Source organism: Halopseudomonas laoshanensis (assembly GCF_008365385.1).
Lineage (GTDB): Bacteria > Pseudomonadota > Gammaproteobacteria > Pseudomonadales > Pseudomonadaceae > Halopseudomonas > Halopseudomonas laoshanensis.
On sequence record NZ_QOVF01000005.1, the window covers coordinates 129,478 to 149,313 of the forward strand.

General features: G+C 58.4%; 26 protein-coding genes. 7 read left to right on the forward strand and 19 right to left on the reverse strand.

Annotation, left to right across the window (positions count from 1 at the left end; all coding sequences use genetic code 11):
* Window positions 1-52 precede the first annotated feature (52 nt).
* The 7 genes from DT594_RS15190 to ffh all read right to left on the reverse strand — a co-directional run bounded on the left by DT594_RS15190 (window position 53) and on the right by ffh (window position 5,336).
* The gene (locus tag DT594_RS15190) at window positions 53-772 is read right to left on the reverse strand and encodes a thioredoxin fold domain-containing protein (RefSeq protein ID WP_149333504.1); all 720 of its coding nucleotides are present in this window, start codon (window positions 770-772) and stop codon (window positions 53-55) included.
* 46 nt (window positions 773-818) lie between these two features.
* On the reverse strand, window positions 819-1,715 hold the full coding sequence (gene xerD / locus DT594_RS15195) for a site-specific tyrosine recombinase XerD (RefSeq protein WP_246164659.1): 897 nt from the start codon (window positions 1,713-1,715) through the stop codon (window positions 819-821).
* A 124-nt stretch (window positions 1,716-1,839) separates the two neighbouring features.
* Window positions 1,840-2,187, reverse strand: coding sequence for a 50S ribosomal protein L19 (gene rplS / locus DT594_RS15200; RefSeq protein WP_022961062.1), 348 nt, complete (start codon window positions 2,185-2,187; stop codon window positions 1,840-1,842).
* Window positions 2,188-2,219: 32 nt separating this feature from the next.
* A complete protein-coding gene (gene trmD / locus DT594_RS15205) occupies window positions 2,220-2,969 on the reverse strand; it encodes a tRNA (guanosine(37)-N1)-methyltransferase TrmD (RefSeq protein ID WP_096347977.1) in 750 nt (249 codons plus the stop codon).
* Window positions 2,970-2,972: 3 nt separating this feature from the next.
* On the reverse strand, window positions 2,973-3,515 hold the full coding sequence (gene rimM, locus DT594_RS15210; RefSeq protein WP_149333508.1) for a ribosome maturation factor RimM: 543 nt from the start codon (window positions 3,513-3,515) through the stop codon (window positions 2,973-2,975).
* Window position 3,516: 1 nt separating this feature from the next.
* Window positions 3,517-3,765: a 30S ribosomal protein S16 gene (rpsP, locus tag DT594_RS15215; RefSeq protein ID WP_022961065.1), complete on the reverse strand. Its 249-nt coding sequence runs from the start codon at window positions 3,763-3,765 to the stop codon at window positions 3,517-3,519.
* A gap of 167 nt (window positions 3,766-3,932) precedes the next feature.
* Entirely contained in the window at window positions 3,933-5,336 is a 1,404-nt protein-coding gene (ffh, locus tag DT594_RS15220) for a signal recognition particle protein (RefSeq protein WP_096347979.1), read from the reverse strand.
* Window positions 5,337-5,495: 159 nt separating this feature from the next.
* On the opposite strand from ffh, the gene DT594_RS15225 reads away from it, so the two are divergent.
* Window positions 5,496-6,296 (forward strand): cytochrome C assembly family protein, encoded by an 801-nt coding sequence (locus DT594_RS15225; RefSeq protein ID WP_149333510.1) that lies wholly within the window; start codon window positions 5,496-5,498, stop codon window positions 6,294-6,296.
* 73 nt (window positions 6,297-6,369) lie between these two features.
* Window positions 6,370-7,686 (forward strand): HlyC/CorC family transporter, encoded by a 1,317-nt coding sequence (locus tag DT594_RS15230; RefSeq protein ID WP_149333511.1) that lies wholly within the window; start codon window positions 6,370-6,372, stop codon window positions 7,684-7,686.
* Here the strand turns inward: DT594_RS15230 and DT594_RS15235 are convergent.
* Genes DT594_RS15235 through DT594_RS15255 form a run of 5 tightly spaced genes read right to left on the reverse strand, consistent with a single transcriptional unit; the run spans window position 7,632 to window position 10,915 of the window.
* Window positions 7,632-8,339: an SGNH/GDSL hydrolase family protein gene (locus DT594_RS15235; RefSeq protein WP_342780306.1), complete on the reverse strand. Its 708-nt coding sequence runs from the start codon at window positions 8,337-8,339 to the stop codon at window positions 7,632-7,634. The two genes, DT594_RS15230 and DT594_RS15235, sit on opposite strands and share 55 nt — an antisense overlap.
* A gap of 53 nt (window positions 8,340-8,392) precedes the next feature.
* Window positions 8,393-9,574, reverse strand: coding sequence for a formate-dependent phosphoribosylglycinamide formyltransferase (gene purT / locus DT594_RS15240; protein ID WP_149333515.1), 1,182 nt, complete (start codon window positions 9,572-9,574; stop codon window positions 8,393-8,395).
* A gap of 11 nt (window positions 9,575-9,585) precedes the next feature.
* Entirely contained in the window at window positions 9,586-9,786 is a 201-nt protein-coding gene (locus DT594_RS15245) for a DUF1289 domain-containing protein (RefSeq protein ID WP_149333517.1), read from the reverse strand.
* Complete coding sequence (locus DT594_RS15250) at window positions 9,786-10,310, reverse strand: gamma carbonic anhydrase family protein (RefSeq protein WP_149333519.1); 525 nt, start codon at window positions 10,308-10,310, stop codon at window positions 9,786-9,788. The genes DT594_RS15245 and DT594_RS15250 overlap by 1 nt, the downstream gene beginning before the upstream one ends.
* Entirely contained in the window at window positions 10,307-10,915 is a 609-nt protein-coding gene (locus DT594_RS15255) for an NUDIX hydrolase (protein ID WP_096347985.1), read from the reverse strand. Before DT594_RS15255 ends, DT594_RS15250 begins: the two co-directional genes overlap by 4 nt.
* 122 nt (window positions 10,916-11,037) lie before the next feature.
* Here DT594_RS15255 and DT594_RS15260 point away from each other — a divergent pair, with 122 nt between their 5' ends.
* The 3 genes from DT594_RS15260 (at window position 11,038) to DT594_RS15270 (ending at window position 13,169) form a co-directional block, all read left to right on the forward strand.
* The gene (locus tag DT594_RS15260; protein WP_149333521.1) at window positions 11,038-11,595 is read left to right on the forward strand and encodes an NUDIX hydrolase; all 558 of its coding nucleotides are present in this window, start codon (window positions 11,038-11,040) and stop codon (window positions 11,593-11,595) included.
* A gap of 32 nt (window positions 11,596-11,627) precedes the next feature.
* Window positions 11,628-12,086, forward strand: coding sequence for a L,D-transpeptidase family protein (locus DT594_RS15265; RefSeq protein ID WP_425460569.1), 459 nt, complete (start codon window positions 11,628-11,630; stop codon window positions 12,084-12,086).
* A gap of 81 nt (window positions 12,087-12,167) precedes the next feature.
* A complete protein-coding gene (locus DT594_RS15270) occupies window positions 12,168-13,169 on the forward strand; it encodes a cytochrome-c peroxidase (RefSeq protein WP_218574539.1) in 1,002 nt (333 codons plus the stop codon).
* A 234-nt stretch (window positions 13,170-13,403) separates the two neighbouring features.
* On the opposite strand, the gene DT594_RS15275 is transcribed toward DT594_RS15270, so the two are convergent.
* A complete protein-coding gene (locus tag DT594_RS15275; protein WP_149333526.1) occupies window positions 13,404-13,715 on the reverse strand; it encodes a YqfO family protein in 312 nt (103 codons plus the stop codon).
* 192 nt (window positions 13,716-13,907) lie between these two features.
* Between DT594_RS15275 and katG the strand changes: the two genes are divergently transcribed.
* Window positions 13,908-16,151, forward strand: a complete 2,244-nt coding sequence (gene katG / locus DT594_RS15280; RefSeq protein WP_149333528.1) for a catalase/peroxidase HPI — start codon at window positions 13,908-13,910, stop codon at window positions 16,149-16,151.
* Between the two features lie 68 nt (window positions 16,152-16,219).
* Here the strand turns inward: katG and DT594_RS19180 are convergent, their stop codons facing one another.
* The 5 genes from DT594_RS19180 to DT594_RS15305 form a co-directional block, all read right to left on the reverse strand.
* Window positions 16,220-16,573 (reverse strand): cysteine-rich CWC family protein, encoded by a 354-nt coding sequence (locus DT594_RS19180; protein WP_317014120.1) that lies wholly within the window; start codon window positions 16,571-16,573, stop codon window positions 16,220-16,222.
* A complete protein-coding gene (locus DT594_RS15290) occupies window positions 16,470-17,351 on the reverse strand; it encodes a DNA ligase (RefSeq protein ID WP_149333532.1) in 882 nt (293 codons plus the stop codon). Before DT594_RS15290 ends, DT594_RS19180 begins: the two co-directional genes overlap by 104 nt.
* Before the next feature lie 109 nt (window positions 17,352-17,460).
* The gene (locus tag DT594_RS15295; RefSeq protein ID WP_149333534.1) at window positions 17,461-17,874 is read right to left on the reverse strand and encodes a GFA family protein; all 414 of its coding nucleotides are present in this window, start codon (window positions 17,872-17,874) and stop codon (window positions 17,461-17,463) included.
* Window positions 17,875-17,897: 23 nt separating this feature from the next.
* The gene (locus DT594_RS15300; RefSeq protein WP_178091538.1) at window positions 17,898-18,332 is read right to left on the reverse strand and encodes an SRPBCC family protein; all 435 of its coding nucleotides are present in this window, start codon (window positions 18,330-18,332) and stop codon (window positions 17,898-17,900) included.
* 11 nt (window positions 18,333-18,343) lie between these two features.
* Window positions 18,344-18,673, reverse strand: a complete 330-nt coding sequence (locus tag DT594_RS15305; RefSeq protein WP_149333537.1) for an ArsR/SmtB family transcription factor — start codon at window positions 18,671-18,673, stop codon at window positions 18,344-18,346.
* A gap of 172 nt (window positions 18,674-18,845) precedes the next feature.
* On the opposite strand from DT594_RS15305, the gene DT594_RS15310 reads away from it, so the two are divergent.
* On the forward strand, window positions 18,846-19,289 hold the full coding sequence (locus DT594_RS15310) for an SRPBCC family protein (RefSeq protein ID WP_149333539.1): 444 nt from the start codon (window positions 18,846-18,848) through the stop codon (window positions 19,287-19,289).
* Between the two features lie 75 nt (window positions 19,290-19,364).
* Here the strand turns inward: DT594_RS15310 and DT594_RS15315 are convergent, their stop codons facing one another.
* Window positions 19,365-19,826 carry a GFA family protein gene (locus DT594_RS15315; RefSeq protein ID WP_149333541.1) on the reverse strand — a complete coding sequence of 154 codons (462 nt, stop codon included), beginning with the start codon at window positions 19,824-19,826 and terminating at the stop codon, window positions 19,365-19,367.
* Window positions 19,827-19,836: the final 10 nt, after the last annotated feature.

Here is a 19,836-nt window from a genome sequence, read left to right on the forward strand (position 1 = left end):
TAAGGCCCCCATTGGATCACATGTAATAAGAAGTAGATTTGTCCTGGCGGTTTTACTGATTGGCCAGGGCTTGTTCGGCAAGTTCTGCGGCCGGCTTGTAGCCCGGCAGCAATACACCATTGGCCATAAAGATCGCTGGCGTACCTTGCACACCGACCTGTTGACCCAGGGCAAATTGCTTATTCACCGGGTTGTCACAGGTCAGAGTCTCGATTTTGTTGCCCAGCTTGGCTTCGGTCATGGCTTCCTGCCGATCTTCGGCGCACCAGATGGATTCCATGATCTTCGCGGACGGCTGGCCAGGCCCGCTACGCGGAAACGCCGCATAGCGCACTTCGATGCCCAGATCGTTCAGCTCGCCCACTTCGCTGTGCAATAGCCGGCAATAGCCGCAATCGACATCGGTGAACACCGTCACATGAGTCTTGGGCTTGTCCGGCGCGAATATAACCAGTTGGTCTTGTGGCAAAGCATTAACCACCTCACCGATACCGGCCGCTTCAGCTGCGCTGGTCAGGTTTCGTGGCTGCGCGGCACTCAGATCATAAAGTGCGCCCTGGATCAGAAACTGCCCATCACCGCTTGCATACAGAATGCGACCGCTATCCAGCTGCACCTGATACACACCACTGATCGGCGACTCGGAAATCGTCTTGATGGCTACAGGCAGGTTCAGTTTGCTCAGGCTGGCACGGATATCATCAGCCGGTTCAGCAAGCACAGCTGTAGCGCATAGCGCTGACAACGATGCGATTAGCAATTTCAGTCGCATATCAGGTCCTCTTTACGGCCGACAAGCTTAGCATGAAAGATCTCGCTCACCCACGGGGATGATGGCTTGCATGCAGATCACGCAAGCGCTGGCGGGCAACATGGGTATAGATCTGGGTAGTCGATAGATCACTGTGCCCGAGCAGCATCTGCACCACGCGCAAATCCGCGCCGTGATTGAGCAAATGCGTGGCAAAAGCATGGCGCAGCGTATGTGGCGACAACGGCGTGCGGATACCCGCCTGGCTGGCATGCAGCTTGATGCGATGCCAGAACGTCTGCCGGGTCATCTCCCGGCCCTGGCGGCTGGGAAATAACACATCGCTGGGTTGGCCACCCAGCAAGGGCGCGCGACCGACCTGCAGGTAGCGCTGCAGCCAGACAATCGCCTCTTCACCCAGAGGCACCAGCCGCTCCTTGCTGCCTTTGCCGGTGACACGCACCACGCCCTGGCGCAGATTCAGTTGATCCAGGCGTAACCCAGTCAGCTCGCTGACGCGCAAGCCGCAGGCATAGAGCACTTCCAGCATGCAGCGATCACGCAAGCCGAGGCTGTCCTCAGGATCAGGCGCCGCCAGCAGCGCTTCAACATCCGCCTCACTGAGTGACTTGGGCAGCGGCCGACCGAGCTTGGGCAACGCAATGTCCAGCGTAGGATCTTCGCTGATCAGATTCTGACGCAAGGCGTGTCGATAAAAACCGCGCACACAGGATAGCAATCTTGCGGTAGACCGAGCCTGATAACCCTGGCCGATGCGCCAACCCAGATGCTCCATCAGCTCGGCCCGACTGGCTTTAATCAGCCCACTGCCACGAGCGGCAAGCCAACTGGCCAGGTGCTCCAGATCAGTGCGATAAGCTTCCAGCGTCGGTCGCGCTAGCCCACGCTCGAGCCACAGGCTATCAACGTACCCGGCAACAACGCGCTGCTCCAGGTCACTGATGCTGGCTTTAGGCATGGGGTGCTGCATGGGTCAGAATCCTGCGCTGCAAAACGGCCGGTTGGAATTTTGGACAATAAAAAAGCAGCCCGAAGGCTGCCTTTTCTTGTACCAGAAAGCGAGCTGATCAGCCCAGCTTTTCCTTGATACGTGCAGCGCGGCCAGACAGGGCGCGCAGGTAGTACAGCTTGGCTTTACGTACATCACCACGACGCTTGACGGTCAGGCTGTCGATCAGCGGCGAGTAGCTCTGGAAAGTACGCTCAACGCCTACACCGCTGGAGATCTTGCGTACGGTGAACGCGGAGTTCAGACCGCGGTTACGCTTACCGATAACCACGCCTTCAAAGGCCTGCAGACGCGAACGATCGCCTTCCTTCACCTTAACCTGAACGATCACTGTGTCACCCGGAGCGAACTCGGGTAACTTCTTGCTCATCTGCTCAGCTTCGATCTGGGCAATAATGTTGGACATTTAAAACTCCTGCACAAGCCGTCGGACTTGACTCAATGGTTATCGGTTTCCCGTTCGCGGATAAATTCCGCCAACAGCTGCTGCTGTTCTTTGCTCAGCGTTAGATCCTTGAGCAACGCTGGCCGACGTTGCCAGGTTCTGCCCAGGGACTGCTTGAGTCGCCAGCGCCGGATCAGTTCATGATTACCACTGAGCAGCACCTCCGGTACGCGCCGCTCTTCAAACTCTTCCGGCCGGGTGTAATGCGGACAGTCCAGCCACCCTTCCGTAAACGAATCTTCTACCGCTGAATCCGCATGCCCAAGCACGCCGGGGATCAGCCGGGTTACCGCATCCAGGACGACCATGGCGCCCAGCTCACCGCCGGACAACACATAATCCCCAATGGAGATTTCTTCATCGACGCACATCTCGATGATGCGTTCGTCGATGCCTTCGTAACGCCCGCATAACAGCACCAGGCTGTCCATCTCGGCCAGCTCCTGCGCCCGTTGCTGGGTCAGCGGCTGGCCCTGGGGTGACAGGTAGATCACCCTGGGCGGTGAAGGCGCCTTCTGGCGGATAGCCTCAATGGCTTCCAACAGCGGTTCAACCTTCATCAGCATACCCGGACCACCACCAAAGGGCCGGTCATCCACCGTCCTGTGACGGTCGTGGGCATGCTCTCGCGGGTTACTGAACTCGACGCTCAACTGCCCCCGTTTAACGGCGCGACCAGTAACACCGTACTCGGTCAACGCGGCAAACATCTCGGGGAACAGCGTCACTACACCGGCCCACACCGGTCAGAACTCCAGGTCCCAATCCACCTGCATCAGACCTGCCTGCAGATCGATCGACTTCACATACATATCCGGCAGGTAGGGCAGCAAGCGTTCGCGCTGATCCAAACTGCCTTCGCAAGGCTTGACTACCATCACATCATTGGAGCCGGTTTCCAGCAGGTGGTCGATCCGACCCAGTAACTGTCCTTCGACGGTTACGACCTGCAAACCCTCCAACTGATGCCAGTAGAATTCCCCCTGCTCAAGATCCGGCAAGGCGTCACGCGCCACACAGATCTCGTAATCTACCAGCGCCAAAGCCTGATCTCGGTCGTTAATCCCCTTGAGGTTAACCACCAGTACCCGGTTCTGCACCCGGCCTTCCAGCACGGTCATGGTGCGCTGTTCTGCACCGCGTCTGAGTATCCATTCGGGATAGTTCAGAACGTTATCCAGCGGGTCCGTTTCGGAATACACCTTCACCGAACCGCGAATGCCGTGAACCGAAACAATCTTACCGAGGACCACCAAGGGTGATCCGCTCGACTCCGGCAGACTGGTCATATCAGGCAGCGGCCTGATTTTCCTTCAGCAGAGCAGCAACGCGCTCAGAGGGCTGTGCACCCTGGCTCAGCCAGTAGCTAACGCGCTCCTGGTTTACTGACAGGCGGATTTCAGCACCGTTGGCAACGGGGTTGAAAAAGCCTACGCGCTCAACGAAACGGCCATCACGGGCGTTGCGGCTGTTGGCGACAGTCAGATGATAGAAGGGGCGCTTCTTGGAGCCACCACGAGCTAGACGAATGGTTACCATGTGGACATTGTTTCCTGTATTTGAGTAACGCTCATTGATTCATTACGGGCGGTGAGACCATGCGGCGCAGGCGCAGCAAAGACCCTTATACCCGAAAGGTCGCGTATTCTACGGAATATCGCGGCCATTGAAAACTGTTTTTTGATCACCTGCTGTACAGCAGGCTCTCAGAATTTCGGCATACCGCCGCCGGGTGGCAGCATACCGCCACCGCCGCCCGCACCGCCCATGCCACCCATACCGCGCATCAGCTTGGCCATACCGCCCTTGCCGCTGACTTTCTTCATCATCTTCTGCATCTGTTTATGCTGTTTGATGACGCGGCCGATATCCTGAATCTGCGACCCGGAGCCGGCAGCGATGCGGCGCTTGCGTGAACCGCTTATGATGTCCGGATTACGCCGTTCCTGCGGGGTCATGGAGTTGATGATCGCTTCCATGACCTTGAACTGCTTCTCGGCCTGGGTCTGGGCGTTTTCCATCTGCGATGGATTGATCTTGCCCATCATCGGCAGCTTGTCCATCATTGAGCCCAGACCACCCATGCCACGCATCTGCTGCAACTGGTCACGGAAGTCTTCAAGGTCGAAGCCCTTGCCCTTCTTGAGCTTCTTGGCCAGCTTCTCGGCCTTGTCCTTGTCGAGCTTGTGTTCGGCCTGTTCGATCAGGCTGAGCACGTCGCCCATGCCGAGGATGCGCGAGGCGATACGGTCAGGGTGGAAAGGCTCGAGCGCATCGGTCTTCTCGCCCATACCCAGGAACTTGATCGGCTTGCCGGTAATGTGTCGCACCGACAGCGCCGCACCACCACGGGCATCACCGTCGACCTTGGTAAGAATCACACCGGTCAGCGGCAGCGCTTCATTGAACGCCTGCGCCGTGATGGCCGCGTCCTGACCGGTCATGGCGTCGACCACGAACAGGGTTTCAGACGGCTTGGCGGCAGCATGCACCTGGCGGATCTCTTCCATCATGTCGGCGTCGATGGCCAGACGACCGGCGGTATCGATGATCAGCACATCCATGAAGCGGCTGCGTGCTTCACGCATGGCGGCTTCAACAATGGCTACCGGCTTCTGCCCGGCGTCGGACGGGAAGAAGGTAACGTCCACTTCCTTGGCCAGGGTTTCTAACTGCTTGATGGCCGCCGGACGATAAACGTCGGCACTGACCACCATGACTTTCTTTTTCTGCCGCTCACGCAGGTGCTTGGCCAGCTTGGCAACAGAGGTGGTCTTACCCGCGCCCTGCAGACCGGCCATCAGGATCACCGCGGGCGGCGTGACGGCCAGGTTCAGACCCACCGCCTCGCCCATCACCGCTTCCAGCTCGGCCTTGATGATCTTGACGAACACCTGACCCGGCGACAGGCTGCGGGATACTTCCTGACCCACAGCACGGTCGCGCACCTGATCAACAAAGGCCTTGACCACGGGCAATGCCACGTCGGCCTCAAGCAACGCCATACGCACTTCGCGCAGGGTGTCTTTGATGTTGTCTTCGGTGAGCTTGGCGCGCCCGGTCACACCTTGCAGGCTGTGCGTAAGGCGTTCGGTAAGATTGTCGAACATCGGTCGGTCTCCTAGGCTTCCTGTAACCCCGCATCGGCGAGGTGAAGCGATCAAGCGCCGCAGTATACCCTGAGCACCTTACGGATGACAGGGAAGCGCTTTATCAGCAGCGCGGCTTGTGCCACACTTCGGCTTACTGATTCTCACCCGCAGGGACGTATGACAGCCCTTACCTCCAGTCTGCTGGCCGCTCTTCTTTATCTGGGCGGCAGCTTTTATCAGTTGCGTTGCCTGGGCAAGCGCCTGGCCGTCAATGTCAATCTGCTCCGGGCGATCGGTGTGATCGCTCTGATCGCGCACGCGGGCAGCCTTTATATTCAGCTATTTACCGATGAAGGCCTGTCGTTAGGCCTGTTCAATACCGCCTCGCTGGTGGCCTGGCTGGTGATCGCCATTACCCTGCTCTCCAGCCTCAAGGCGCCGGTAGCCAGTTTGCTGCTTGGCCTGTTCCCGCTGGCCTTTATAACCGGGTTGCTCGCCTGGCTGTTCCCCAGCCACGGCACCACGCTGGTGCCGGCCGGCGGTATGCTGGTGGTGCACGTACTCTTGTCGATACTGGCTTACGGTATTCTGACCATTGCGGCTTTTCAGGCCAGCCTGCTGGCGATCCAGAACTACCAGCTCAAACATAAGCGGCCGACGCGTTTTATCCGTACCTTCCCGCCCCTGCAGACCATGGAACGCCTGCTGTTCCAGTTCCTGCTGTGTGGCGAGGTACTGCTGACCCTGGCGCTGATTTCCGGCTTCCTGTTTCTGGACAACATGTTTGCCCAGAACGTAGCGCACAAGACCTTCCTGTCCTGCGTAGCCTGGGTAGTCTTCGGCATCCTGCTGTGGGGCCGGCATTTCCGCGGCTGGCGCGGCAGCAATGCAATCCGCTGGACGCTGGCCGGCTTTCTGCTGCTGGCACTGGCGTATTTTGGCAGTAAGCTGGTCCGTGAATTCCTGCTGCCCTACTAATGAAGCCCTGTTATGCAGCCCCAGTGATTCAGCCGCTAATGAAAACCCTTTCCCCAGCTTCTGAGGTAACCCCTTGAACGACGCCCATACCAGTTTTCTGTTGATGATACTGGCCCTCTTGATCGTCCTCTCGGCGTTCTTCTCCAGTTCCGAAACCAGCATGATGAGCCTCAACCGCTATCGGCTGAAACACCTGACCAAGGAGGGCCACAAAGCAGCGAGGCGCGCCTCGAAGCTGCTGGAGCGTCCGGACCGCCTGCTCGGCACCATTCTGGTCGGCAACAACATCGTCAATATTCTCGCCGCTTCCATCGCGACGGTCATCGCTACGCAGATCTGGGGCGAAGCCGGCATCGCCATCGCCACCATAGGCCTGACGATTGTCATTCTGATTTTCGGCGAGATCACCCCGAAAACCCTCGCGGCACTGCGTCCTGAACTGATTGCGTTCCCTGTCAGCATCATTCTCAAGTTTCTGCAGATAATCCTCTATCCGGTGGTTTGGATCTGCGGCGCCATCAGCAACATGCTGCTCAAGTTAATCGGCGTGAATACATCCGATCCCAACGGCGACCAACTGAGCACCGAAGAACTGCGCACCGTGGTCCGCGAAGCAGGATTGGGCATGACCCGCAGCCGGCAAAATATGCTGCTGGGCATCCTCGATCTGGAGAAAATGAACGTCAACGACATCATGGTGCCGCGCAACGAGGCCGTGGGTATTGATCTGGAGGATGACCTGTCCGTCATCAATAACCAGTTACGTACCTGCCACCACACGCGCCTGCCGGTGTTTACCAATGACATCAACAACGTCACCGGCATCGTGCATATGCGCTCCATCGCCCGCCTGCTCAGCCGTGGTGAACTGACCAAGGAAGCACTGATTCACGCCTGCAAAGAGCCCTATTTCGTACCGGAAAGCACTCCGCTGCATACACAGTTGTTCAATTTCCAGAAGCAGAAACGCCGTATTGCGATCGTGGTGGATGAATACGGTGACGTGATTGGCCTGGTTACCCTGGAGGACATTCTTGAGGAGATCGTTGGCGAATTTACTACCGACATGATGCTTCCCAGCCAGGATATTCACCCCCAGGAAGATGGCACAGTAGTGATTGAGGGCAGCAGCGCGATCCGCGCCATCAACCGCCAGCTGAAATGGAAGCTACCGGCAGACGGACCCAAAACGCTGAATGGCCTGATCACCGAGCAACTGGAAAGCATTCCGGAAACCAGTGTGTGCCTGACCATTGGCCGCTACCGGATGGAAATTCTGCAGACCAAGGACAACATGGTCAAAAGCGTGCGCATCTGGGATCGGGCCCTGGACCGTCACCCGGAGGATGAAGCCGAGGCCGTAGCCGAAGGCGACAAGCACGACGACTGAGTCAGACAGCGCAGGATGTCAGCAGCCCAGAGCGCATACCCGGCCTGCGAGGGATGATAGCCGTCGCGCGCCAGGTAATGCCTTTCGAAGATCCCGGCCATCGGCACATGCAGCGCCCGGCCCATCGCGCAACAACGCTGCGCATCCAGGTCGAGCAATCCCGCGCGCAGCCCGAACCAGCCCCGCAGCGGCTGCGGCAATGCATGAAACCTGCCTAGTGGCGGCACCGCAGTAACCAGCACCTGATCCGCCCGTGCGTTGAAATGATCCAGCAACCGCATCAGCTCGCTCCGCCAACGCCAGCGTGGGGTCAGATGCGTTGTGTCATTGACCCCCAGGACGATCACCACCAGATCCCACCGCTCCGGCTCTAGCGTTGCCAGCAATTCCCGCCGACAGACAGCGGCGGTCGCACCATTGCGCCCACAAGCCTGCCAAATAACCTGCCGCGATTGAGCGTCAGCCATCTGCTGAGCCAGTTGGCCGCACAGCGCCTGTTGCTGGGTGTCTACGCCAACTCCAGCCACGGTGGACTCGCCAATAACCAGTAGACGCAAAGAGGAGGAAGTTAAGTCAGAACTAGAGGGGGTGCAGACGCCCTGCCAGGGCAGGGCTGCATCCGGCAGGCGTAACGCGGTCTTTTTTACCCACAACGCCTGAGGCAGCAGTAACGGCAGCGCGGGCGCTGCCAGATACCACCAATGACTCAGAGCGTGATCTCCACGCTATCGGCAACCCGCAGCGCTTTTTCACGCGCCGCTTCAATACTTTCATCGCGCGCCAGCGCCACACCCATGCGCCGCTGCCCTTCTACTTCCGGTTTGCCGAACAGCCGCAGCTGGGTATCCGGTTCAGTCAGAGCTTTATGCAAATTGCCGTAACTCACAGCGACGGACTCGCCCTGCACCATGATCACCGCGGAAGCCGAGGGGCCCATCTGGCGGATCGAAGGAATCGGCAAGCCGAGGATGGCTCGCGCATGCAGCGCGAACTCGGACAGATCCTGGGAAATCAGCGTGACCATGCCGGTATCGTGCGGGCGCGGTGATACTTCGCTGAACCACACATCGTCCCCTTTGATAAACAACTCGACGCCGAACAAACCGCGACCACCCAGTGCGTCGGTCACCGCGAGGGCAATGCGCTGAGATTCAGCCAGCGCCGCCTCAGTCATCACCTGCGGCTGCCAGGACTCCTGATAATCGCCGCCCTCCTGGCGATGGCCAATGGGCTCACAAAAGCTGGTGCCATCAATATGACGAACCGTCAGCAGCGTGATTTCATAATCAAAATCGACAAAGCCCTCGACAATCACCCGGCCTTCGCCGGCACGGCCGCCGGACTGGGCATAATCCCAGGCCGCCTGCAGCTCTTCCTGACGCCGCAGCAGGGACTGGCCTTTGCCGGAAGAACTCATCACTGGCTTGATAACACAGGGTAGCCCCACAGTTTCCACCGCAGCTGCATATTCTTCAAAGGTGTCGGCAAAACGAAAAGGCGAAGTGGGCAGATTCAGTTCTTCAGCAGCCAGCCGGCGGATACCCTCACGATCCATGGTCAGCCAGGCGGCGCGCGCCGTGGGGATGACCATGTAGCCTTCGCTTTCCATCTCGACCAGCGTGGTGGTCGCAATAGCTTCAATTTCAGGGACGATATAGTCCGGCTGCTCGGCCTCGATGACCTCGCGCAACTGCTTGCCATCAAGCATGTTGATCACATGCCGGCGATGGGCGACCTGCATGGCCGGGGCGTTCTCGTAGCGATCCACGGCGATGGTTTCGCACCCCAGTCGCTGCAGTTCGATAACCAGCTCCTTGCCCAGCTCGCCGGCCCCCAGCAGCATCACCCGGGTAGCATTCTCGGCGTTGGGAGTTCCTATCTTGGCCATGCGATACGTCCTTAGCTGGTTTGTACGCTGAACCATAAGCCCTGGGCTCTGGCTCGGGACTCACAGAGTAACAGCACCTCACGGCGCTGGGCATCACTCATGCGCCCCCACAGGGTGATTTCCTCACCACTGCGCTGGCAGCCGGTACACAGATTCTGCTCATCCAGCGCGCAGACGCCGATGCAGGGCGACTTCACCGCAGCCTGCTGCATCAGTCTTCCTGCACCTGCAGGTCGCGGCGATAGCGCTGGGCGTTATGCACGTAATGCGCTGCGCTGGCCTCAAGCATCTTCTTCTGCGGTTCGGTCAGTTCACGTACCACCTTGCACGGCGAGCCAACCACCAGAGAGCCATCGGGAATTTCCTTACCCTCGGGCACCAGCGCATTGGCGCCGATGATGCAGTGCTTGCCGATCTTCGCGCCGTTCAATACCACCGCGTTGATGCCGATCAGGCTGTAATCGCCCACGGTACAGCCGTGCAGCATGGCGTTATGGCCCACGGTCACGCCCTTGCCCAGCGTCAGCGGGAAGCCGGAATCAGTATGCATTACCGCACCGTCCTGCACGTTGCTGTGCTCGCCGATCAGGATCAGCTCCATGTCGCCGCGCAGTACCGCGCCAAACCAGACATTCGCGCCCTGCTCCAGACGTACCTTGCCGATCACCGCTGCCGTATCGGCAATCCAGGCATCATCGGCCATCTCCACACGGTCATTACCCAGGCTGTACTTCATCTGCGCTCCTGTTTGCGATCTTCGTCATAAGGGGTGTGCAAGGGAATGTCGGCATCGAAGGCGACATTCATGAATTCGACCAGCATCAGGGCTGTCAGCCCCCAGATCTTGTGGCCTTCATAGCGATAGCTGGGGACATACCAACTGCGGCCTTCGTAATCGATACGGTGGGTCATCTCACGGCGGTCTTCCATAAAGAATGCCACCGGCACCCGGAACACCGCGTCTATCTCCGCGCTGCTGGGCACGATGTCGAACACATCCGGAACGATGCCAACGTAGGGCGTGACCTTGATGCCGTAGCGGGAGACCAGCGAGCCCATCGGGCCAATCACTTCCACCCGGTCCGGCTCCAGGCCGATTTCCTCGTGCGTTTCGCGCAGAGCGGTATAGCGCAGGTCGACGTCGCCGGGATCTCGACGCCCCCCAGGGAAGGCGACCTCGCCGGAGTGAGTGGTCATGCGTTGCGAACGCAGCGTCAGAATAATCTCCGGGCGGTCATGCACACAGGTTACCGGAATCAACACGCCCGCCTCCGGCATACCCAGGGTTTCGATCTGCCGCGGACGGTATTCCCCAACCCGCATGCGCATTTTATCCAGCATGCAGAGTACCTCTTGGTCTTTTAAGCATGATGTCATGATCACTTACCTAGAACCAGTTGCCCAACCGGCAAATGCGCCGCAAGATAGGACAAAACAGGTTTCCGAATGAGACGTTATAAATCATGAAGTTTTGCAGCCAGTGCGGCAATCCGATCAGCGAACAGATCCCCAGCGGCGACAACCGCACCCGCTACGTCTGCACCCATTGCGACATCATCCACTATCAAAACCCGCGTATTGTGGCCGGCTGTCTGGTAGTTCATGGCCAGCAGGTTCTGCTGTGCCGCCGCGCCATCGAACCGCGCCGCGGCTTCTGGACGCTGCCGGCCGGCTATATGGAGAACGGAGAAACCACCGAGGAAGCAGCGCTGCGCGAAACCTGGGAAGAGGCCCAGGCCAAGGTGCGCGATCAGCAGCTGTACATGCTGTTCAACCTGCCGCATATCAATCAGGTGTACATGTTCTTCCGCGGCGAGCTGGTTGACCAGGCCTACGGCGTGGGTGAAGAAAGCCTGGAAGTACGACTGTTCGACGAAACGGAAATCCCCTGGGATGAGCTGGCCTTCCCGACTGTCGGCAAGACGCTCAAACAGTACTTCAGTGATCGCCAGGAGCAGCATTTCCCGATTCGCGTGCGCGACATCCGTTACAACCCGGCGCTGGCCCGCCAGCTTCGCTGATGTGGTATTTGCGATATATCCTGGGGCTGGCGATGCTGCTGGCCATTCTTCCCGCCCAGGCGGCTCCGACAATCGACAAAGTGCTTGTGCACAAGGCCGAGCGGCGGCTGGAGGTGATCAGTGCCGGCCAGGTAATCAAACAGTACCGCATCTCCCTGGGCCGCCAGCCGCTCGGGCATAAACAGCAGCAAGGCGACCAGCGCACACCCGAGGGCATCTACAGCATCGACTGGCGCCACGAAAGCCCGCAATTCAATCTCAGCCTGCACCTGGATTACCCCAATCTGAAAGACCGGACTGCGGCTTATAAACAGGGCGTGGATCCTGGCGGCATGATCATGATCCATGGCACGCCGATTGATGAAGAGTACCCCGAGTGGTTTTTCAAAGGGCTGGACTGGACTAACGGTTGCATCGCGCTGAACAACGCCGATATGCGCGCCCTTTGGGAGCTGGTGCCAGACGGCACGCTGGTCGAGATCGTCCCTTGATCTGAGTCAACGCCCTCCTTGAGTCACTCCGGCACACTGGGTTAAAGGCAGTTTGCCATTCAGCGACACAAGGAAATGACCATGAACAAGCAACTGTTATGCCTGCTATTGGCCGGCGGCCTCTGCGCCCCGCTGCAAGCCGAGCGCCTGACCAGCGAGCCGATCCAGCCGATTGAACCCGCCAGTTTTGACGAGCCGGAAAAGATCGAGCTGGGCAAGAAACTGTTCTTTGACCCGCGCCTGTCGCGCTCTGGCTTCATCTCCTGCAATTCCTGCCACAACCTAAGCATGGGCGGCAGTGACAATCTGTCCACCTCCATCGGTCACAACTGGCAGGAAGGCCCGATCAATTCGCCCACCGTATTGAACTCGAGCATGAACGTCGCGCAATTCTGGGACGGCCGCGCCGCCACCCTGCAGGAACAGGCTGCCGGTCCGATCAACAACCCCAAGGAAATGGCCTCGACCCACGTGCTGGCGCTGGATGTTCTGCGCTCCATTCCCCAGTACCGCCAGGAGTTTGCCGAGATCTACGGCAGCGACGAGATCGATATTGACCGGGTGACCGACGCCATCGCCGCCTTTGAAGAAACCCTGGTCACACCCAACTCGCGCTTCGATCAGTGGCTCAAGGGTGATGACCAAGCGCTGACGCAGGCCGAGCTGGAGGGATACAAGACCTTCAAGGACATCGGCTGCACCGCGTGCCACAACGGCCCGGCCGCAGGCGGTTCATCCTTTCAGCGCATGGGGGTAGTCGAGCCCTACGTTACCGATAACCCGGCGGAAGGCCGCGTGGCCGTAACCGGCAAGGATGCGGACCGCTTCTCCTTCAAGGTACCCACGTTGCGCAACGTCGAGCTGACCTACCCCTACTTCCACGATGGCGCGCACTGGAAACTGGAAGAAGCCGTGGACCTGATGGCGCGCCTGCAGTTGGGGCGGGAACTGGAAAAGCAGGATATCGACAACATGACCGCCTTCCTGAAAACCCTGACTGGTGATCAGCCTGACTTCAGCATTCCCCAACTGCCGCCATCAAATAACGCCACCCCCATACCGGTGCCGTTTGCCAAGGAGTGATTTGTCTGACGTGAATGGGCTACCGCAGCATGCCGAGACCGGCCGGCATCCTGCACCAGCGTCAACCAGCCCCACGCCGTCATTCCCGCGAAAGCGGGGATCCATTCGGAAATGGCGCTTCACCAGCTCTGGGTTAAACCGAAAGGCCAAATGGATTCCCGCCTTCGCGGGAATGACGGAGTAGGGGCGGGAATGGGGTGGAGCGGGGTTAACAAGGCGTAGCGAAGTTGACGATCAAAACTCCGCCAACAACCAACAATCAAAAGCCGGCTCTTCATAGGGATGCGCAAGCCGAAATGCCGCGATCACGGCGCGGATGCGGTCGTCGGCGCAGACCATTTCGACCCTATATTCCTCAACCGTCTCCAGAGCGCCCTGATCGCCGATAAACGGCTCGCTACCGGGTAGAGGGCGGAACTGGCCCTGGCCCTTGGTCTGCCAGCAACACTGGTCGTAATCACCGATCTGCCCGGCCCCCGCACTGAAGACCGCGGCTTTGGTCTTTTCCAGATGCGACTTCGGAACATAAAAACACAATTTATACATCTTCATCTCCCAACAGAATTCGCTACCAGCGCTAGAGTGAACCAGATTAGTGCAAAAACAGCACGATCGATTCGAGCATAGGGAAAAACTATTAAAACGGTACGAAAAACCGTTTAAACCATCAGGGTCGTCCTGATGTACTTTCTCAATGGAACAACCCGGCACATTCATCAAAAACAAACGGATATCGATATGGACGCTTTAGACATCAATGACAGCGAAGCCACGGAGAACGCTGGCAAATGCCCCTTTATGCACGGCAGTGCTACCAGCAGACTGCATGGCGGTACCTCCACCCAGGACTGGTGGCCCAACCAGTTGAACCTGAAGATTCTGCACCAGAATGCTCCTCTGTCCAGCCCCATGCGTGCGGGCTTCAAATACGCTGACGCGTTCAAGCAATTGGACCTGGCGGCGGTAAAGCGTGACCTGACCGCACTGATGACCGATTCGCAGGAATGGTGGCCAGCCGATTACGGCCACTACGGCCCCTTCATGATCCGCATGGCCTGGCACTCCGCCGGCACCTACCGCACCGCTGACGGCCGCGGCGGCGCTTCCACCGGCAACCAGCGCTTTGCACCACTTAACAGCTGGCCGGATAACGGCAACCTCGACAAGGCCCGCCGCCTGCTGTGGCCGATCAAGAAAAAGTACGGCAACCGTCTGTCCTGGGCAGATCTGTATGTGCTTGCCGGTAACGTCGCCATCGAATCCATGGGTCTCAAGCCCTTTGGTTATGGCGGTGGCCGTGAAGATATCTGGGCCCCTGAGGAAGATATTTACTGGGGCGCTGAAGATGAGTGGCTGGCCACCAGCGACAAGCCCAAGAGCCGTTACACCGGCGACCGTGAACTCGAGAACCCCTTGGCCGCGGTACAAATGGGTTTGATCTACGTTAACCCGGAAGGCCCGGACGGTCACCCCGACCCGCTGGCCTCGGCCCGCGATATTCGTGAAACCTTCGCGCGTATGGCCATGAATGACTATGAAACCGTCGCGTTGACCGCGGGCGGTCATACCTTTGGGAAGGCCCACGGCGCAGCAGATGCCGCGCATGTCGGCCCGGAACCCGAAGGTGCGCCCATGGAAGAAATGGGCTTTGGCTGGATCAACAGCTACGGTAGCGGCAAGGGCAGCGACACCATCACCAGCGGGATCGAAGGCGCCTGGACACCCAACCCCACCCAATGGGACATGGGCTATTTTGACGTGCTTTTCGGTTACGAGTGGGAGCTGACCCGAAGCCCGGCCGGTGCGCACCAGTGGCAAGCCGTAGGCCTGGCAGAAAATGACCATGCCCCCGATGCAGAAAACGCCGCCAAGCGCGTGGGCATCATGATGACCACCGCCGATATGGCCATGCGTACTGATCCCGAATACCGCCGGATCTCCGAGCACTTCCACAAGAATCCGGAAGAGTTTGCCGATGCCTTCGCCCGCGCCTGGTTCAAGCTGACACACCGTGATATGGGCCCGAAAGTGCGTTACCTCGGCCCGGATGTCCCCGGTGAAGATCTGATTTGGCAGGACCCGGTGCCCGCTGTCGATCACGAACTGGTCAACAGCAAGGATATCGCCGACCTGAAAGCCAGACTCTTGGCTTCCGGCTTGTCAGTCTCCGAACTGGTATTCACCGCCTGGTCATCGGCGTCGACCTACCGCGATTCCGACAAGCGCGGTGGCGCCAACGGTGCGCGCATCCACCTGGCGCCGCAGAAGGATTGGGCCGCTAACCAGCCGGCGCAGTTGGCCAAGGTGCTGCAGGTGCTGGAAGGCATTCAAGCTGACTTCAACGCAGCGCAATCAGGCAACAAGCGTGTGTCGCTGGCGGATCTGATCGTATTGGGTGGCTGTGCGGCAGTTGAGAAAGCTGCGAAGGATGCCGGCTATTCGATAGAAGTGCCCTTTGCCGCGGGCCGTACCGACGCGAGTCAGGAGCAAACCGATGCAGAGTCCTTCGAGGCGATGGAACCGCTGGCCGATGGCTTCCGCAACTACCTCAAAACCCAATACACCGTATCGGCGGAAGAGATGTTGCTGGACCGGGCTCAACTGTTGAAGCTGACGGCGCCGGAGATGACGGTATTGATCGGTGGCATGCGCGCATTGAATGCCAATACTGACCAATCCCCACACGGCGTGTTCACTCAGCGCCCCGGCGTGTTGACCAACGAGTTCTTCGTCAACATTACGGACACCAGCACCAAGTGGACGCCGACTTCCAAGGTGCAGGATGTGTTCGAGGGCCGTGACCGCAGCACCGGTCAGGTGAAGTGGACCGGTACCCGCGTAGACCTGATCTTTGGCTCCAACTCGCAACTGCGAGCGCTGGCAGAAGCCTATGCCTGTGATGATGCACAAGAAGCCTTTGTGCAGGACTTCGTCGCAGCCTGGACCAAGGTGATGAACGCGGATCGTTTCGACATCGCGTAACCTGCAGTACAACCTCAGGCGTGGTCATTACTGGCCACGCCTGAGCGTTTCTGTCTGTGCCCTGCTGATCAGCGCTTGCTTACACCCTCCGCGTTAACCGCCAGGTTCTCACCCGCAGCACACCGTGGGCAAAGGCATGCTGTATCCCCCATCTCTGCCGGCACTCGCGCCAGCGCTTGTGCATTTATTGTCGTCGTCATACACCAACAGGCCACGTCAAAACTACCCGCCTGCGCAGGCTGGCATTCATTCGCTGCGCCGCATAAGGGGCACAACGTATTGGCTAGCGGTTTCATGATCGGCAATGCTCTCGTTTCGTTAATCAGGTGAGCCGCGGCTAGAACCGCTGGCGATCTCCTGCATATCCGTGCGTATGCGAACAAAGCGGGCAAAACGCGGCAGTCCAGTGGAGGTATAGCCATTGTAGCGATAGGTGACCCAAGTGCCGATAGCCGGGGGTGCCGTTCTGTCCTCATCACTCAAGCCGCTGCCGAGCCGAAAGCGCCTGCCATCTTCGCGCTCAACCACCAGCGCGCCTACCAGACCGGCGTACTTGCCCTTGCCTTCGGTGTAACCGACTACCCGCGCCTCGGCATCGTCATAGAGCTTGTATTTCAATAGATCCTGGCTGCGCCCAGAGCGATACAAGGCGTCCTGATGATGCAGCATCAAGCCTTCGCTACCCGCAGCAACCCAGGCTTCCAGGCGCGCTTCCAGCTCCGCCGCATCCTCTACGCGAAACTGGGGGATGGGCTGTAACCACGCAATGTCATAAGCGGATATCTGTTCCATCGCCTGCACTCGCTGACCGAAGGTTCCGCCATGCTCGGGCAGATCGAACACCATGAACTTCAAGCGCCGCCAGTCCTTATCTTCGGCCTGGGTACTACGGACAATGCCGCTGGCTGTATCGAACAACTGTCGAGCGATCCACAGCTCCCCATCCATCGCCATGTCCGGCCAACCCTGGGTGAACCAGTCTGGCGCAGCAATTGGGTAGCCGCCGCGGCTCCAAAGTGTCTCCCCGTCCCAGTGCCCACGAACACCATCGAGTTTTTCACTGACCCAGTACTCCTCGACTGCCGTTTCACCGGAGTAAACGCTCGCCAGCATCGCTTGATGCTTTGGTTGCTGGGCAGATACCCATGGCGATGCAATCAGCAGCAGGGCGGACAAACAAATGAGACAAATATGACGCATGGCGATCTCCTTATCGCTTGGTGATGGGTGCTCAAGTTCTTGGTGCAGGCCTTCCCCTGAGGTACTTTGGCTGCAATATCCGAATCAAGGATGCGTTGACCTCAGCAGGTCAGGACTTTTTTGCTGGCGTGTAAGCCGCGGGAAATTTCGGCAGGTCGTCATTGATCTGGAACCAATTGGCCCTGGAGCCGAAATAGAAGTGCCCGATCGGCCTGGTTTCCAGCACGCCGTCCAGCGTGCCGGCCCTGAGGCGCAGCGCCTCCGGTAAGTCAGTGCGCTTGCTGTAGATCGGCGAGCCACAGGTTTTGCAAAACACGCGGTACTTGCCGGGGGACGACTCGAATGAGGTCAGCATGCCCTCCCCTTGCAGCAGTCTGAACGCCGAAGTCGAGACCGGAATATTGGTCACAAAGGCGCTGCCCTGAGCCTTGCGGTATTGGGAACAATGGCACACCTGAATCGGCTCAAGCTCACCGTCAACCTCGTACATTACTCCGCCACATAAGCAACTACCGGTATACATGCGTGCTCCTCTCTCAAATCACGTTAGCCACTCTGGCTCGGCGTATTCAATCCTGTGAGATATAACTCAAGGTTATCCAGACATCCATTCCACCCACCAACATGCTTACCACGCACCTCATCTGTCGGGAATTGCGTATGAGTCAAGGTCAGCTCAGTGCGGTTGGGTGACAGCTCCTTGAAATCCAGCTCCACCAGACTGTCCTGAACAATATGCGAATTCCAGGTGAAGGCGATATGGTGGTATCGATGAATCGCTCGATAGTCACCGTGGTGCCGGTAGTCTCCGGTTTCCAGATGCATGATCACTTCGAAGCGGCCGCCAACAGTGAAGCTGCTGTGGACGGTACTCGACGAGTTTGGCTTTTGCGATGCGAAGAACCACTTCATCATCAGCGAAGGTTTCGACCAGGCGTCGAACAGCTGCCGCTTGCCGCACGGCAGCACACGTTTTATCACCACCGGGTCCATCACGTCTCTCTCGCACTCTTGAGATGCGTGGCGAGCTCATCCAGCCTGCCCGACCAGAATTTTGTGTGCATCGCCACATAGCCGGCCACTTCGCGCCACACGTCATAATTGAGATGGCAGAGCACCTCGCGCCCTTGCCGGGTCTTAACCACCAGATCGCCTGCTTCCAATACAGCTATATGTTTAGAGGCCGCGCTGATCTTCATGCCGGCAACCGCCGCAAGTTGGTTGACCGATCTGGGGCCAGCCGCGAGTTCCTCCAGCAGCAGCCGTCGGCGGCTATCGGAGAGCGCATAGAAAACCGCATCAAGCTTTTCTTCGTTTTCCATATCAGGAAAATAACGGCTGAGCCTCGTTAACCATTGAACATTTTTTATATAAAAATCATGATCTTAATCTAATCATAAAAAAGCTATTGGCGTTATTTCAATCACCTCTCCGATGTTTAGCATAGTCAATGGATGAGCATTCCGGCACATCACTTATGCAAGGAGATAGACCATGCCTAACATCTGCTTGACCTTCGGGACCAAAACGCCAGCGTCAGATATTTGCGCAGCCCTGACTACGCTGGAAGGCCTCGCATCCTGGTGGACCAGAGACACCGCTGGCGATCCCAAACAGGATGGGACAGTGACCTTCACTTTCGGCAGTAACGGCGGCTTCGATATGCGCGTAATCAAAGTTGCCCCGCGGCAGGTGCACTGGGAATGCATCAAGGGGCCAGAGGACTGGATCGGCACCCGCATCGAGTTTGAAATCCAGGAAGAAGGCAGCCACAACCAACTGATGTTTCGCCACGCCGGCTGGAAGAGTGAGAACCCATTCTTCCATCACTGCTCGACCAAATGGGCGACCTTTCTGTTGAGCCTGCGTGATCAGTTGGAAAAGGGTGAGGGACGGCCCTTCCCGGACGACATCAAAATCGAAGCATCTGGTATGTAGCAATGAAATATCAGGGCCTGCCCCGCTGTTGAAGTGGCGGCGGCCCTGATCTCAGTCACTCATGCGTCTGGCTGATCACTGCGTCCTCACCGTATCGTATGAAGGCAAGGCATCGTAGCTTGCTGACCAGCCGGGCTTGGAAGCAAAAAAGATATTGGCATCCACCGGGTGGTTGGGTTCTTCATCCAGAGTACCTAATGCTATCTCGTAGGGCGTCTTGTCGCCCAGCAGCTTGAAATACAGGCTTGAACCGCAATTCGGGCAGAATCCACGTTTCGCCTCAGGCGAGGAAGTGAATTCCTTGATCAGCTCGCCGCCCTTTACCCAGGTTAGGTCTTCTAGGGCGACTGTGCCGAATACCCCATACGCCGAGCCGCTGGATTTTCTGCACATGGAGCAATGGCAGTTGGCGATTCCCGGAGAGAACCCTTTAATGTCGTATTGAATGCTGCCGCACAAACAACTGCCCTTCATGACTGCCTCCGATGCTTTGAACATGGCGTGCATTGACCCGAGGCTGACGGCCAGCCCGCGCAAGCCGAGCGCC

Coding starts and splice junctions, on each gene's coding strand:
- DT594_RS15250 (WP_149333519.1), bottom strand. CDS start 10,310: ATGAAGTACAGCCTGGGTAATGACCGTGTGGAGATGGCCGATGATGCC.
- DT594_RS15190 (WP_149333504.1), bottom strand. CDS start 772: ATGCGACTGAAATTGCTAATCGCATCGTTGTCAGCGCTATGCGCTACA.
- purT (WP_149333515.1), bottom strand. CDS start 9,574: ATGGCCAAGATAGGAACTCCCAACGCCGAGAATGCTACCCGGGTGATG.
- DT594_RS15290 (WP_149333532.1), bottom strand. CDS start 17,351: ATGCGTCATATTTGTCTCATTTGTTTGTCCGCCCTGCTGCTGATTGCA.
- DT594_RS15265 (WP_425460569.1), top strand. CDS start 11,628: ATGCTGCTGGCCATTCTTCCCGCCCAGGCGGCTCCGACAATCGACAAA.
- DT594_RS15270 (WP_218574539.1), top strand. CDS start 12,168: ATGAACAAGCAACTGTTATGCCTGCTATTGGCCGGCGGCCTCTGCGCC.
- rpsP (WP_022961065.1), bottom strand. CDS start 3,765: ATGGTAACCATTCGTCTAGCTCGTGGTGGCTCCAAGAAGCGCCCCTTC.
- rimM (WP_149333508.1), bottom strand. CDS start 3,515: ATGACCAGTCTGCCGGAGTCGAGCGGATCACCCTTGGTGGTCCTCGGT.
- katG (WP_149333528.1), top strand. CDS start 13,908: ATGGACGCTTTAGACATCAATGACAGCGAAGCCACGGAGAACGCTGGC.
- rplS (WP_022961062.1), bottom strand. CDS start 2,187: ATGTCCAACATTATTGCCCAGATCGAAGCTGAGCAGATGAGCAAGAAG.
- DT594_RS15255 (WP_096347985.1), bottom strand. CDS start 10,915: ATGCTGGATAAAATGCGCATGCGGGTTGGGGAATACCGTCCGCGGCAG.
- DT594_RS15225 (WP_149333510.1), top strand. CDS start 5,496: ATGACAGCCCTTACCTCCAGTCTGCTGGCCGCTCTTCTTTATCTGGGC.
- DT594_RS15305 (WP_149333537.1), bottom strand. CDS start 18,673: ATGGAAAACGAAGAAAAGCTTGATGCGGTTTTCTATGCGCTCTCCGAT.
- DT594_RS19180 (WP_317014120.1), bottom strand. CDS start 16,573: ATGGCTATACCTCCACTGGACTGCCGCGTTTTGCCCGCTTTGTTCGCA.
- DT594_RS15275 (WP_149333526.1), bottom strand. CDS start 13,715: ATGTATAAATTGTGTTTTTATGTTCCGAAGTCGCATCTGGAAAAGACC.
- DT594_RS15295 (WP_149333534.1), bottom strand. CDS start 17,874: ATGTATACCGGTAGTTGCTTATGTGGCGGAGTAATGTACGAGGTTGAC.
- DT594_RS15310 (WP_149333539.1), top strand. CDS start 18,846: ATGCCTAACATCTGCTTGACCTTCGGGACCAAAACGCCAGCGTCAGAT.
- DT594_RS15245 (WP_149333517.1), bottom strand. CDS start 9,786: ATGCAGCAGGCTGCGGTGAAGTCGCCCTGCATCGGCGTCTGCGCGCTG.
- ffh (WP_096347979.1), bottom strand. CDS start 5,336: ATGTTCGACAATCTTACCGAACGCCTTACGCACAGCCTGCAAGGTGTG.
- DT594_RS15260 (WP_149333521.1), top strand. CDS start 11,038: ATGAAGTTTTGCAGCCAGTGCGGCAATCCGATCAGCGAACAGATCCCC.